This is a genomic window from Myxococcus qinghaiensis (assembly GCF_024198215.1).
GTDB classification, from domain to species: Bacteria; Myxococcota; Myxococcia; order Myxococcales; family Myxococcaceae; genus Myxococcus; species Myxococcus qinghaiensis.
In genome coordinates this window covers 46910-60548 of record NZ_JAKCFA010000010.1, presented here as the reverse complement: position 1 = coordinate 60548, position 13639 = coordinate 46910, and the positions used below count along the sequence as shown (strand labels likewise).

Below are 13639 nucleotides of genomic sequence, written 5' to 3'. Positions count from 1 at the left end.
ACACAAAAAGGAGTCCCCTCCGATGAATTCCATTGTCGCCACCTTCCTGGTGGCCGCGGGCCTTGGTGTCACTCCGGCCACCCCGGTGAAGTCCGCACCGCGCGCCGCCGTGGCGGGCGCTGTCGCGGTGAGCCCCGAGTCGAGCGCCTTCGCGGCGAGCCTGGACCCGGTCATCGACCAGGCGCTCGCGGACCAGCGCATCGTCGGGGCCGTGGTCATCGTCGCGAAGGACGGTGAGGTCCTCTATCGACGCGCCGCGGGCTTCGCGGACCGCGAGGCGAAGAAGCCCCTGCGCGAGGACGCGGTGTTCCGCCTGGCGTCGATGACGAAGCCGCTCGTCTCCGTCGCGGCGCTCGCGCTGGTCGACCAGGGGAAGCTGTCGCTGGAGGACCCCGTCACGAAGTGGCTGCCCACGTTCCGCCCCAAGCTTCCGGATGGACGCGAGCCCGTCATCACCGTGAAGCATCTGCTCACGCACACGGCGGGCCTGATGTACGGCTTCAACCAGCCTGTCCCCGGGCCGTATCAAAAGGCCCGGGTCTCGGATGGGCTCGACAACCCGCCGGGGCTCACGCTGGAGGAGAACCTGCGTCGCCTCGCCACCGTCCCGCTGTCCTCGGAGCCTGGGGAGAAGTGGGCCTACTCGGTGGCCACGGACGTGCTGGGCGCCGTCGTGGCCAGCGCGGGAGGCGCGCCGCTGCCCCAGGTCGTCTCACGGCTCGTCACGCAGCCCCTGGGACTCAAGGACACGAGCTTCCGCGTCAGCGACGTCTCGCGGCTCGCGACGCCGTATGTGGACGGCAAGCCGACCCCCACGCGCATGGACAAGACACACGACATCCCCTTCGGCGCGGGAGTGGTCCACTACACGCCGGGACGGGCCCTGGACACGCGTGCCTTCCCCTCTGGAGGCGCGGGCATGGTGGGGACGGCGAGCGACTACGTGAAGTTCCTGGAGGCGCTGCGCAAGGGTGGAGCGCCGGTGCTGAAGCAGGCCACCGTCGAGCAGCTCGGCGCCATCCACGTGGGTTCGGAGTCGCAGCCGCAGGGTCCGGGCTGGGGTTGGGGGCTCGCGTCAGCGGTGCTCATCGACCCGGCGCAGGCGCACAGCTCCCAGTCGGCGGGGACGTGGCAGTGGGGTGGCGCCTACGGGCACCACTGGTTCGTGGACCCGCGAAGTGGAATCACGGTGGTGGCGCTGACCAACACCGCGCTGGAGGGCATGTCGGGCGCGTTCCCCGGCGCCGTGCGTGATGCCGTCTACGCCGCCGCGAAGGCACCCGCGGCGCCCCCCGCGAAGAAGCAGTAGGGACGAGCGCTCCTTCAGGCCTGTCGACGGAACGCGCCCGGCGTCACACCCACCCAGCGCCGGAACGCCTTGCCGAAGGAGCTCTCCGTCTCGTAGCCCACGGCGCGCGCCACCTCCGCCAGCGCGACGTCCCGGCCGCGCATCAGCGCCATCGCCCGGTGCATTCGCCACCGGCCGATGTACGCCAGCGGCGCTTCGCCCACGAGCGACTTGAAGCGCTCCGCGAAGACCGAGCGCGACATGCCCGCGAGCCGAGCGAGCCCCTCCAGTGTCCACGGTGCCTCCGGCTTCTCGTGGACACGCTGGAGCACCGTGCCGATGCGCGGGTCCACCAGCGCGCGCAGCCAGCCGTTCTCTCCGGAGGACGACTCCAGATGCGCTCTCAAGGCCTGCACGAAGAGGACGTCCGCGAGCCGGCTCACCACCGTCTCGTGTCCAGGCTGCTTCGCCTCGATTTCGGAGGCCACGAAGCGCAGCGTCGACTCCAGCCACCGAGGGGACTTGGGGTCATCCGCCCGGACATGGAGCAGCGTCGGCAGGTGCTTCACCAGGGGGCTCAGCGTCTCACCCTCGAAGGTGAAGGAGCCCACCACCAGCGTCACCGCCTCACCGTCCCCTCCGTAGTGCAGCACGCCGCCGCAGCGGAGGGGCTGGCGCGTCGCATAGACCTCCGCGATGGGCAGCGCGCGGGTGCCACGCCGGTCCTTCAGCGTGAACTTCACATTGGCGGGGATGAACACGAAGTCACCGCCCGCCAGTGACAGCTCCCGCTCGTCCGTGGACAGCAGGCAGTTGCCGCGCATCACCGCGTAGAACAGCGGGAAGGGAGAGCCGTCGATGCGCATGCCCCACGGTGCCGTCAGCTCGTAGCGCGCGTGCACGCGGCTGCGCAGGTGCACGCCCTGGAGCACGTCCGCGAGGACATCGAGTCCGGGCTTTTCACCGGACGGTTGGACGAGAGAAACGGACTTCTGGCGCATGTTTGTCCTTTCTCCCAGGACTATAGGTCCAGTCACGCGGCGGGCGTGGAAGCGCGAGCCTCCTCGTCCCACGGCCCGCCGTGCCGGAGACAGACACCATGAAAGCGATTCGCCTGCACAGGTTCGGCGGCCCCGAGGAGCTGCGCCTCGACGACCTGCCCACGCCCACACCCGGAGAAGGCGAGGTCCGAATCCGAGTGCACGCCTCGGGGCTCAACTTCACCGACCTGGGCCAGCGCGAGGGCCGCATGCCCGGCACGCCGCCGCTCCCCTTCGTCCCGGGCCTGGAGGCCGCGGGAGTCGTGGACTCGCTCGGCCCCGGTGTCCAGGGACTCACGAAGGGAACCCGCGTCGTCGCCGTCCTGCCGAATCAAGGGGCCTTCGCGGGCTACGCCATCGCCCCGACAGCCACCGTGCTCGCCCTCCCCGACGCGGTCTCCTTCGAGCAGGCCGTCTGTCTTCCCGCGCAGGCCCCCACGGCGCTGCTCGGGCTGCGCGAAGGCGCGCGGCTGCGCGAGGGCGAATCCATCTACATCCCGTCCGCCGCTGGAGGCGTGGGGACCTTCCTGGTGCAGCTCGCGAAGCGGATGGGTGCTTCCCGAGTCATTGGTGGCGCGAGCACTGAAGCCAAGCGAGACCTCGTCCTGCGCCTGGGAGCGGACGCCGCCGTGGACACGTCCCATGCGGACTGGCCCGCGCGGGTTCGCGAGGCCACCGGTGGACTCGGCGCGGACATCGTCTTCGTCGCGGGTGGCGGAGAGCTGCCTGCCCGGAGTCTTCAGGCCCTCAGCTTCCGGGGGCGGCTGGTGCTCTTCGGCGCGGAGAGCATGTTCGACACGCAGTGGAGCCGAGAGCAGATGACCGGGGTGATGGCCCAGAACCAGTCCATCGTCGGCTTCGCCACCTTCACCCTGCCCTTCGAGCAACGCCAGGCGGCACTCCGCGAGGCGCTGTCGCTCGTCGAGCGAGGTCAGCTCCAGGCGGTCATCGGACAGACCTTCCCGCTCGAAGCCGTTGCCCAGGCCCATCGAGCGATGGCCGAGCGGAGCACCACCGGCAAGGTCGTCATCCGCATCGACTGAGCCCCCAAGCCCACGCCGAGCCGGGGCCTCAGTGGCGTGCGCCGCTCACGCGGGCGACCGTGGGCTCGTCGTCCTCGGCCTGGGCGTCGAGCGCGTCCAGCGCCGCATCCACCGAGGCCATCAGCACCTCCGGCCTCACGGGCTTCTCCAGCACCACATTCGGCACCGTCTCGATGAAGTCCCGCATCTCCGCCGTGTACGCCCCGCCGGAGATGAACACCACCCGCCGCGTCAGCTCCGGCGCCATGACGCCCAGGCGCCGGTAGAGCGTGGCGCCATCCACCTCCGGCATCTGCAAGTCACACAGGATGACGTCGAAGCGGTGGCCCGCGGACACCAGCGCCAGGGCCTCGCTGCCTCGCGTCGTCATCACCACGTCGTGGTAGGGCTCCAGCAGCAGCCGCATCGACTGCGCCAGCCGGGGCTCGTCGTCCACCACCAGCACGCGTCCCCGTCGCCCCGTGGAGGGCACCACCGGCTTGCCGCGCGCCACCGGCCGGGGCGGCACCTCCACCTGCACCGGCGCCGCGGGCAGCAGCATGGTGAAGATGGAGCCCTTGCCCTCCTCGCTGCGCACCTCCAGCTCGCCCCCGTGCGTGCGGACAATCTGCTGACAGATGGCCAGCCCCAGCCCGGTGCCTTCGCCGGTGGGCTTGGTGGTGAAGAAGGGCTCGAAGATGCGCGACATCACCTGCGAGGAGATGCCCATGCCCGTGTCCACCACGTCCACGCGGGCCCGGCCCGTCACGTCCGTGCTGGTGCGCACGCGCACCTCGTGCAGGCTCGGGTTGCCCTCGGGCACCGCCTGCATCGCGTTGACGAGCAGGTTGAGCAGCACCTGTCCCAGCCGCGCCTCGCTGCCCAGCACCTTGGGCACCGGGCCGAACTCCTCCACCAACCGCGCGCGGTGGCGCAGCGCATGGCTGATGATGCGCACCGCCGGAGGCACCAGCGCGTTCAGGTCCACCAGCGTCCGGTCCTGGTCCCCCTGACGGCTGAACACCTGGAGGTCGCGGACGATGAGGCGGATTCGCTCGGCGCCCTCCAGCGCGCTGCGCACGCTCACCTGCGCGTCCCGCTGTCCCAGCATCCCGCCCTCCGTCAGCGCGCGCGTCGCGGACTCCAGGTTCAGCACCAGGTAGGCCAGCGGGTTGTTGATTTCGTGCCCCACCCCGGCCGCCAGCGTCCCCACCGCGGCGACCCGCTCCGCCGCCACCAGCCGCGCCTGCAGCTCCTTGGTGGCGGTGATGTCCCGGTGCGTGGCCACGAAGTGCGACACGTCCCCGCCCGTGGCGCGCACCGGCGACAGCAGCACCTCCGTCGAGATGACCCGGCCATCCTTGCGCGGCACTGTCGTCTCCACGCAGAGCGACTCGCCCGCCACCAGCGCCGCATTCAGACGCTGACACAGCCGGGGGTCCTGGTCGCCGTACAGCTTGCACGGGTCCTGCTCCACCAGCTCTTCCGGAGACCGCCCCAACAGCAGGCCCAGCGCCTCGTTGGCGAAGACGGTCCGCAGCTTGCCCGGGCCCTCCACCTCCGCGATGAAGACGCCCTCGTGCACGCCCCTCACGGTGGTGGCGAGCAGTTGGAGCTTCTCCACCGCGCGCCGTCGCTCCTCGCTCGCCGCCGCCAGCAGCTGGCCCGTCACCGCGTTGACGACGACGAAGAGCTGGAGCACGAGCAGGTCCTGCTCCACGTTGCCCGAGGAAAACGGCCCCTGGCCTCGCACCGTGCCGGTGATGGCGACCATGGAGATGGCCAGGGTGGCCGCCGCCGCGCCCCGAGGACCGAAGCGCAGCGCCGCCAGCGCGGACATCGGGAACAGCAGGAAGCTGGCCGCGTGCGCGAAGCCGGGCTGCAGGTTCCGGAAGAGGAAGATGCTCGCGCCCAGCACGGTGGTCAGCCCCGCCAGCGCCAGCGCCTCGCCGGCCCGGTGAGGCCAGGTGGGTCGGCTCAGCAGCAGCAGCGGCGGCGCCACCACGAGCACGCCCATCAAATCCCCCACCCACCAGACCCAGACCGCGCGGCCCAGTATCTCCGCGGGCAGCACGCCGCCCAGCAGCAGGCACAACGGCCCCACCAGCGAGCTGACCCCGGTGCAGACCGCACCCGCCCCCACGCACAGCACGACGACGTCGCGGATGCGTGACAGGTCCGCGTCCATGCGCAGCCGTCGCGTCAGCAATGCCCCCAGCACCGTGGCCAGGGTGTTGCCCGTGGCCACGCCCAGCGCCACCGACAGCGGCACGCCCGTGGACGCGGTCGCCAGGAAGGCCCCCAGGTAGATGCCCGGCCACAGCAGCGGACCGCGCAGCACCAGCGCCGCGAGCGCCACTCCGGTGGGCGGCCAGACGGGGCTGACATTTCCCCCCACGGTGGACAGGGAAAGGCCCAGCCGAGCCACGGCGAGATACACCCCAGCCAGGACCAGCATCTCGAAGAGATGCCGTCCGCGAAGCGCGCGTGCGCTGGCTCGAAGCAGCCCGATGATGACCATCCCCCCGGAAGACCCGTCCGCCGACCCGACGGGTTCACAAAAGTGGAGTCCATGGTAGCGGGCCAGGCTCGGTATTGCACCTTCCCCCCGCAGCGCAGGGCAGGCAAGCGTCCAGGAGCCGATAGGTCGGAAACACCTCGCGGATGCAATGGCTTCGGGGGCCCTGCGTAGGGAAGGACAAGAGGAGGTACCCAGACGATGTCGCGTCCCGGAATCGCAGCCCTGCTGTCCTTTCTCATCCCCGGTGTGGGGCAGATCTACAACGGCGACATTCTGCGCGGTGTCTTCTGGCTCATCATCACCCCCGGCTTCTGGATTGGTACCGGAGGGTGCCTGGGCTGGGTGTGCCACATCATCGCCGCCGCCACCGCGCACAACCGGGCGGAGGACCAAGAGAAATACCGCGTCACCGTCGTATAGCGACGGCACTCGCGGGGCGCGGGCCGGCTCTCAGGGGTAGTCGGCCCGCGCTTTTTTCACCGCGCCGCTCAGCGCGAGAACAGCAGGATGAAGGTCGGAATCGCCGCGACGAGCACTCCGACGACGAGCGCGAGCACCTGCTGGACGAAGAACAGGTCCTCCAGCCGCTCCACCAGGGAGACCTCCAGCCGGTCCACGGCCAGCGTCTCCAATTCGCGCACCGCCGTCTCGGTGTCGGGCGCGGTGAGCACCGTGCGCAGGGCGACAGCGCCCAGGACCCGGTAGGACTGCTCCATCAGGAAGCGCTCCATCCGCGCCGTGCGCGACGGCGGCCCGGTGTCCTCCTCGGCAGGCTCGCGCTGCTGCTCGGCCACGGAGGACTTGATGGCTTGGATCAGCTCCTTGCGACCGAGCGGGCCCGTGCTTCGCAGGCGTTGGGCGACCTGGAGCGCCGCGGGCTTGAGCACGGCATAGGCGTACCCCATCCAGCCACGCTCCTGCGCCTCCTCGGCGAGCTGCGAGCCGATGCCGTTGAGCATCAGCGCGTACCCGCCCGCCAGGGCCAGGGCGAAAGGTGTGAGCCCCAGGCTCAGGGCCTCCAGCCAGCCGGGCGTCGGCGGCATGCCGAGCAGGCGCGGCGCCATGAGGAAGGTCCCCGCCAGGGCGAGGCCGAGGGTGCCGAAGAGGAAGAACCCCTTCACCGCGCCCCACAGCCCGGAGCCCACGAGCGCGGGCACCACGCCCACGAGCATGCGCAGACCCGCGCGCGCCACGCCCTTCACCACCTGGCGTTTGCTCGTGGGAGTGGCCTCGGCCAACACGTTCGGCTCGGGCGTCGTCGCCAACGTCCGAACGCCCTCCACGCCGGGCACGGGGCCCTGGGTGCTCAAGTGATGAACCTCACGGCCCCATCGTAAGAGCCGCGAGCCCCCCGTGAAAGTCACCGCCCGTGTACGCGGGGCCAGCCCGAAGCAGGGGCACGCGCTCTCGACCCACCCGAAAATCCACCGTCCAGCCTCCACCTGGAGGGCTGGCACTCAAGGGTGATGGACACGGCGACGGGCCTTCATCTCCTGCGTGAGCCGCCACGTGGCGCCACCGTCGTCCGAGAGGAAGCCCCTCCACGTGAAGGCGTCCTCGGCAATCGCGGTGAACATCCAGCGCAGCGCCTTGCCGTCCGGGTCCGGGCCCTCGATGTGGATTTCGTCGCCCACGGGATTGCCCGTGAGCACGACGAGATGACCCGCGGTGGCCCCCAGCCAGATGACCCGCCACGTGCCTGTCTTCGGGTTGAAGTGGCGCAGCGACGTGCCGATGCGCCGCTCTCCCACGGCGGCGCTCAGTCCCTCCGGATTCGGATAGCTGAGCACGTCCTGGATGACGCGTCCGTCCAGCACCCAGGAGAAGGACCACTCTCCGGGCTGACGAAAGACCTCCTTCCCCGCCGCGTCGAAGAACGCGACGTCCATGTCCCAGGCGCCGATGAAGCGGCCGAACAACGCGAGCGCCTCGGCGTGCGCGGGCAGCGGTCCATCCGCGCGGAGCAACTCCAGGGCCCGCTGTGAGAGCGGGGGCTGATGACTCGACATGATGCACGTCTCCCATTCGGGGCCGAGCAGGCTCGAGCCCCGTCATGACTGGCACGGTGTTGAAAGAGGACTTCGGAGCGTGGGCTCAGCGCGACGTGACGGCGACGCGCTCCCACGCGGGTGGGTAGCGCGTCACCAGGCCCAGCTCATCCGTCTCCAGCTCCGCGACGAAGCTCCCGCCCTGGCTCTCGTACCGGAAGCGCGTGGGCGACAGCCGCGTGTAGCGCTGCGGCAGCTGGAGCAGCGCCAGGTCCGGCATCCGCACCCATGCGGCGGTCACCTCGCTCGACTGCCCCACCTCCAGCGACAGCCGGCGGATGGGCAGCGTGTTCGTGGAGGGCGTGAAGCCCAGGTCCACGTCCATGCAGCCACGGAACTGGGGGACCTCCTCCTCGCCACGCCACCACCGCTGCTGCGCGTCCACCCGGAGGACGAGCGATTGTGGCGCTCCCCCTCCGCGCAGCAGGATGCGCGCCTGCCGCGTCATCCACCGCGAATCACACGTGACGGTGTACTCCGCGAGGTAGGGCACCCCCTCCTCCGCCACCACCACGGAGCCCGCGAACTCCCAGCCGCCGTCGAGTTCCCGCAGCTCGGCGTACTCGCTCCCCGGTTGGTCCTGTCGCGTCCACTGCCACGCGCGGAGACACTGCCGCGCCGAGCCCGAGTCGGAGTTCACATCGCTTGGGGGAGAAGTCATGAGGAGTGCTCACGGAAAGAAGGCGCTTCGCCGAAGTGGAGCGAACCCTAGGCAACGCGAGCAGAGCCGTCTTACACATCCTTGCTCCCACTGTCCGAGAGCACACCCTGCGCTTCCTTGCCGAGTCCCCAGTGGACGCGCCATCCTGACGGCATGCCGCGCCTGCACGCCTCCGTCCTGTTCAGCGCACCGGACCTTCAGCTCGCCCGGGTGACTTGCGACGGGCACGACGGCCCCCGGCCGAAGGAAGAAGGCGTGGAGAGCGAGCGCGTCATCCTCGCGCTCCACGGTCGCTTCCAGTTTCGCGATGCGCGGACGCGCGCGGTGGTGGCTCCGGGTGTCGGCCTGCGCATGCACCCGCGCCGGCCCTGTGAAATCCGCCATCCACACGGCGGTGGCGACGCGTGCCTCTCCGTGCGCGGCCCGTGGCTGACTCAGTGTCTCCAGGCGGAGGCGACGACGTTCCCGGTCAGCACCGAAGCGTATGTGCGGCTCCAGTCCCTGCTGTCACTCGCGACGCGAGGCGAGCCCGTGGACCGCGTCAAGGTGGAGGACACCCTGGCCCTCGTCCTCTCCCCCACTGAGCGGCCTGGCACCTCGGTGAGCCGGCGCGAGCGCGATATCGCCGAGGCCATCGCCCACGAAGCGTCACTCCACTTCGACGCGGGAGCCTCCGTGGAGGCCCTGGCCCAGGGTGCGGGCGTGTCCGCCTTCCACGCATGCCGCGTCTTCCGCAAGGTGATGGGCACCGGCATCCATCAGCACATCCAGGAAGTGCGGCTGCGACATGCGCTCGCGCTGCTCCTGGACACACACCTGCCCCTGGCCGACGTGGCGCTGGAGGCGGGCTTCGCCAACCAGGGCCACCTGGGCAACGCCTTCCAGCGTCGCTACGGCAAGACACCGGGCGCGGTCAGGAAGACGCTGACACTCCCCGGCGCCTGAGACTCCAGGCCGCTTCGTCTCAGAGGCGCGCCGAGCGCAGCGCCGCGAGCAGCTCATCCGCCGTGGTGGCCACCGCGCGCGCGCCGTGCGCATGCAGCTCCTCCGCGTCCCGGAAGCCCCACGTCACGCCCACGCCGTACATGCCCGCCGCGCGTGCCGTCTCCATGTCCACGGCCGTGTCGCCCACGAAGCCACACACGCCGGGGACGAGCTCCAGCTCCGCCGCCATCCCCAGCACCGCCGTCGGGTCCGGCTTGCGAGGCACTCCTGGCCGCTCGCCATACACCCGAGCGAAGGCCACCCCCGGCAACAGCCGCTCCACCAGCCGCTTCACGAAGCTGTCCGACTTGTTGCTGAGCACACCCATCACCACCCCCTGCTCCGCCAGCGTCGCCAGCAGCGCGGGGATGCCGGGGTAGGACGCCGTCCGGTCGAAGAGGTGCTCGTCGTAGTACGCGCGATATGTCTCCAGCACCGGCGCGGCCAGGTCCTCACGGCCCGCCGGCACCGCCCTGCGCGCCAGCTCCCTCACCCCCTCACCGACGAAGCGGCGGTAGGCGGACTCCTGATGCGTGGGCAGGCCGTGGTGCGCCAGCGCGTGGTTCATCGCGTCCGCGATGTCCCCCAGCGAATCCACCAGCGTCCCATCCAGGTCGAAGAAGACGGCGCGAAGCTGCATGTGATGAGGTCTCCGGTGAAAACAAAAACGCCCCAGCCAACAGGGCCGGGGCGTTCAGGGCTTCGAGGCCCGCTCAGCCGTCGCTCAGGGAGTGACGGCCGCGGTGGTGGCGTCTTCCGAGCCAGCCACGGTGAGCACCGCGAAGTTGATGTTGTTGTAGCCGGCCGTGGCGCAGCTGAACATCACCCGCTTGATGATGGCGTACTCCACATCCTTGTGGGCCTGGATGTTGATGTCGCCCTTGAACGTGTTGGCGTCGTCGTTCGCCATCGCGTGCAGGTCCTCGAACTGCTTCTTCATGTCCCGCAGCTTCTCTTCCAGCGCGGGGATGTTGAGGTACTCGTCCTTGGAGAAGTCCTCCACGCGACCGACGATGGTGCCGGACACGCTCACCTGCTCGCCGGACACCATGACGACGGGGTGCATCTCCACTTCCTGGATGTGCACTGCCTCCGGGAGCTGGATGTCCTTGGTCATCATCAGCACCTCGCCCGTCGCGGAGAAGTTCGCGATGAGGAAGAGCACGATGATGACGAACATGTCGACCAGCGGGGTGATGAGCAGGTCGGAGTAGCCGCTGCGCTTCGCGTGGGCGGCGCCGTGCCCGAACACCTTGGAGTGCTCGAGTCGCTTGCCGTACCGCTTGCCTGGAACCTTGATGGCCATGACTGGGTGTGGCTCCGTGCTCGGCTAGCCCATCGCCGCGGACACCGACACCTGGGGCAACCCAGAGCCGATGCACTCGTCGATGATGCGGACCAGGTCCTCGTAGCGGACCTTGTCTTCGGGCTGAAGGGTGATGGCTGTCTGGTCCGGCAGCTGCGCCTTCAACTCCTTGAAGCGCGCCACCAGCTTGGACAGGTCCGTCTTGCCCTTGCCGTCTTTGGTGAGGGGGATGGGGTCGAACGTGCTCTGGTCCGCCGAGAGCCGCAGCTCCGACGGGGTGATGAGCAGGGTCAGCTGCACCGTCTTGGTCTCCGTCGGCGGCTGCTCCTCCTCCGTGGAGGGACCTCCCGCCTGGGAGACTTGGAGACGGCCAATCTGCGTCCAGACCGCCGTCATGATGAGGAAGCTGATGGTCACTGCCATCAAGTCGATGAATGCGGTCAGGTTGATGGGAGCATCGAGCGACTTCTTGCCGCCTTTCCCACCACCTCCTGTGTCCATTCCGCCGGCCATGGCGTTGTCCTCCTAAGGCCCCGCGCGGTGAGGCGCGGCAAGAGACTGAAAGGGGCGCGCCGTTGTCCCCACGTCACGTGGGGACAGGACAGCGCGCCCGGGTTCCGGGTTCCCTACGGGAGCCGGATTCAGTCGTCGTGGTGGTCCCGAGCGGCGGGGACGTTCAGGTTCTTGAACTTGTCCTTGTTCGCCACGATGAGGTTCAGCACGGAGACGCTGGTCTCGTTGATGTCGTTGATCAGCGACTGGGTGCGGCCCATCAGCACGGAGAAGGCGATGAGGCACGGAATGGCCGTCACCAGCCCGAAGCCCGTGCAGTTCATGGCTTCAGAGATACCGTTGGCGAGAATGGTCGCCTTGTCGGCCGGGTTCACGTTCGCCACGGCCTCGAAGCAGGAGATGAGACCCGACACGGTGCCGAGCAGACCGGCGAGCATCGCCGCGTTGCCGAGCATCGCCAGGTAGCCGCTGCGGGCCTCCAGGCGAGGCGTCTCGCGCAGGGTGGCCTCGTCCAGCGCCGCCTGCACTTCGTCCTGGCCCTTGGGAACGTTCATCAGACCGGCCTTGATGACGCTCGTCAGCGGCGTGGCCTTCTGGCCCGCCACGTAGTTGATGGCCTTGTCCAGGTCACCCGCGTAGATGTGCTTCTTGAGTCCACGGAGGAAGGCCTCCTTGTTGATGGACGCCTTGCCGAAGAGAACGATGGCTCGCTCGACCATGATGGAGAGGGCCACCACGAGACACGCGGCGATGGGATACATACCCCACTGACCGGCCTCCCAGCGCCTGGCGACCTCTTCGAAGAAGCCTCGCTCGGGACCACCAGCGTTCGCGAGCACGGCCAGATTCGTCAAAAACCCCAGGTTCATCGCGTCTTGCCTCCACGGCAGCTTGGCCCGGCGCTCCGGACCTTCCAGGACCTGTCGCCCCCCCGGGCGTGCGCCCCAGAGATGGGCGGCAGGTATGGATGTTGAAAACGGTGGTGCCGACTTTAGGAATGGCTGTCTGGGGTGTCAAGGCAGGGGTCCTGGCGTTAAGTGCTGAAATCTCACAGGAATTTTGCGCTGGAGTACCCCTTGCCAGCATGGACTCCAGGCAGCAGTGCGGGCCTTTCCGGGGGGCTTCCCAACCCGGCCGGGTTGTGTCAGCGCGCGCTTCCGAGCCCAGGGAACGCATGCTAATGCCGGCGCATGGCGAGGAAGCGCATTGGCGAGCTGCTGCTGGAGCAGAAGGCGATCAGCGTCGCCCAGCTCGAGGCGGGGCTCGCGGCCCATCGGAAATCAGGGCAGCGGTTGGGGGCGACACTCATCGCCCAGGGAGCGATCACCGAGACGACGCTCGCGGGCGCGCTGAGTCAGGCGCTCGGGATGCCGCAGGTGGATCTGCCGACGGTGACACCGGAGTGGGCCGCGGTGCACATGCTGCGCCCGCGCTTCTGCGAGCAGCATGACCTGTTCCCCATCGCGCTGGAGAGCGTGGGCGGACGTCGTCAGCTCGTCGTCGCGATGAGTGATCCACTCAACCTTCCCGCGGTGGAGGAGATTGAGTTCACCACCGGACTCAAGGTGAGCGTGCGCGTGGCGGCGCTGTCCGCCGTGCGGGGCGCCATCCTGCGCTACTACCACAAGGTTCCCGTCGCGCCGGCGGGTGGAGCGAGCGCGAAGCCCGCCGCTCCGACAGCCCGCGCGCGGCCCGCCGCCGTGCCCGCGAAGCCCGCGCCGCCCACCCAGCCTCCACCGGGCGACGCGGGTGCGGACGACGATGATGAAGACGAGGTCATCGTCGGCGAGGAGCTGCCCCCGGGTGAGACGACGCAGCGCACGTCGCTCGCGGAGCTGATCCGCACGCGAGAGGAGCAGCGCAAGCAGAAGCGCGAGCAGGCCACGGCGAAGCCGAAGCCCCCCGCGGGTGGCGGAGTGCTCGATGACCTGGACTATCTCTTCGGGCAGGCCCGCGAGGACCCGGACCGCGTCGAGGAGCTGGAGCGCAAGTTCTGGGCGCTGATGCGCATCATGGCGCGCAAGGGACTGCTCTCCAGCGACGAGTTCCGCCGCGAGCTGGACGACGAGGGCGAGGACAAGGGCTGAGCGGTGCGCCTCGGGTCTCCAGACCGGGGGCATGGACCGGCGGCCTGGTCGTCCGCTGGCTTCCCGGGGGGACCTGGGCTCGTGAGTGCCTCGGGCTGAAACCGACTTCGGGCCTCGCGCGTAAGGGAAGAAGAACCCCCGCGCGTCGGGCGTGTCCGGAGAGAGGCTC

The 13639-nt window shown here is 69.5% G+C and carries 14 protein-coding genes; 5 read left to right on the top strand and 9 right to left on the bottom strand.

Going from position 1 to position 13639, the window contains the following annotated elements:
* The first annotated feature begins 22 nt into the window (after positions 1–22).
* The gene (locus LZ199_RS20070; protein WP_253995344.1) at positions 23–1309 is read left to right on the top strand and encodes a serine hydrolase domain-containing protein; all 1287 of its coding nucleotides are present in this window, start codon (positions 23–25) and stop codon (positions 1307–1309) included.
* A gap of 14 nt (positions 1310–1323) precedes the next feature.
* Here LZ199_RS20070 and LZ199_RS20065 read toward each other — a convergent pair whose 3' ends face one another.
* Positions 1324–2289, bottom strand: coding sequence for an AraC family transcriptional regulator (locus LZ199_RS20065; protein WP_253995343.1), 966 nt, complete (start codon positions 2287–2289; stop codon positions 1324–1326).
* Positions 2290–2387: 98 nt separating this feature from the next.
* Between LZ199_RS20065 and LZ199_RS20060 the strand changes: the two genes are divergently transcribed.
* Positions 2388–3371 carry a quinone oxidoreductase family protein gene (locus LZ199_RS20060; RefSeq protein ID WP_253995342.1) on the top strand — a complete coding sequence of 328 codons (984 nt, stop codon included), beginning with the start codon at positions 2388–2390 and terminating at the stop codon, positions 3369–3371.
* Between the two features lie 28 nt (positions 3372–3399).
* On the opposite strand, the gene LZ199_RS20055 is transcribed toward LZ199_RS20060, so the two are convergent.
* Entirely contained in the window at positions 3400–5871 is a 2472-nt protein-coding gene (locus tag LZ199_RS20055; RefSeq protein WP_253995341.1) for an MASE1 domain-containing protein, read from the bottom strand.
* A gap of 198 nt (positions 5872–6069) precedes the next feature.
* Here LZ199_RS20055 and LZ199_RS20050 point away from each other — a divergent pair, with 198 nt between their 5' ends.
* Entirely contained in the window at positions 6070–6291 is a 222-nt protein-coding gene (locus LZ199_RS20050; RefSeq protein ID WP_253995340.1) for a DUF5683 domain-containing protein, read from the top strand.
* 68 nt (positions 6292–6359) lie between these two features.
* On the opposite strand, the gene LZ199_RS20045 is transcribed toward LZ199_RS20050, so the two are convergent.
* From LZ199_RS20045 to LZ199_RS20035, 3 genes are all read right to left on the bottom strand, one after another.
* Positions 6360–7181: a hypothetical protein gene (locus LZ199_RS20045; RefSeq protein WP_253995339.1), complete on the bottom strand. Its 822-nt coding sequence runs from the start codon at positions 7179–7181 to the stop codon at positions 6360–6362.
* Between the two features lie 147 nt (positions 7182–7328).
* Positions 7329–7880 (bottom strand): hypothetical protein, encoded by a 552-nt coding sequence (locus tag LZ199_RS20040; RefSeq protein ID WP_253995338.1) that lies wholly within the window; start codon positions 7878–7880, stop codon positions 7329–7331.
* Between the two features lie 85 nt (positions 7881–7965).
* Complete coding sequence (locus LZ199_RS20035; RefSeq protein ID WP_253995337.1) at positions 7966–8580, bottom strand: putative glycolipid-binding domain-containing protein; 615 nt, start codon at positions 8578–8580, stop codon at positions 7966–7968.
* 153 nt (positions 8581–8733) lie between these two features.
* On the opposite strand from LZ199_RS20035, the gene LZ199_RS20030 reads away from it, so the two are divergent.
* Positions 8734–9525, top strand: a complete 792-nt coding sequence (locus tag LZ199_RS20030; RefSeq protein WP_253995336.1) for a helix-turn-helix transcriptional regulator — start codon at positions 8734–8736, stop codon at positions 9523–9525.
* 19 nt (positions 9526–9544) lie between these two features.
* On the opposite strand, the gene LZ199_RS20025 is transcribed toward LZ199_RS20030, so the two are convergent.
* The 4 genes from LZ199_RS20025 to LZ199_RS20010 all read right to left on the bottom strand — a co-directional run bounded on the left by LZ199_RS20025 (position 9545) and on the right by LZ199_RS20010 (position 12252).
* Entirely contained in the window at positions 9545–10204 is a 660-nt protein-coding gene (locus LZ199_RS20025; protein ID WP_253995335.1) for an HAD family hydrolase, read from the bottom strand.
* A gap of 84 nt (positions 10205–10288) precedes the next feature.
* A complete protein-coding gene (locus LZ199_RS20020) occupies positions 10289–10870 on the bottom strand; it encodes an ExbD/TolR family protein (protein ID WP_253995334.1) in 582 nt (193 codons plus the stop codon).
* Positions 10871–10894: 24 nt separating this feature from the next.
* A complete protein-coding gene (locus LZ199_RS20015; RefSeq protein ID WP_253995333.1) occupies positions 10895–11383 on the bottom strand; it encodes an ExbD/TolR family protein in 489 nt (162 codons plus the stop codon).
* A gap of 128 nt (positions 11384–11511) precedes the next feature.
* Positions 11512–12252: a MotA/TolQ/ExbB proton channel family protein gene (locus tag LZ199_RS20010; RefSeq protein WP_163864262.1), complete on the bottom strand. Its 741-nt coding sequence runs from the start codon at positions 12250–12252 to the stop codon at positions 11512–11514.
* Between the two features lie 321 nt (positions 12253–12573).
* On the opposite strand from LZ199_RS20010, the gene LZ199_RS20005 reads away from it, so the two are divergent.
* Positions 12574–13470 (top strand): GspE/PulE/PilB domain-containing protein, encoded by an 897-nt coding sequence (locus LZ199_RS20005; protein WP_253995332.1) that lies wholly within the window; start codon positions 12574–12576, stop codon positions 13468–13470.
* The last annotated feature ends 169 nt before the right edge of the window (positions 13471–13639 follow it).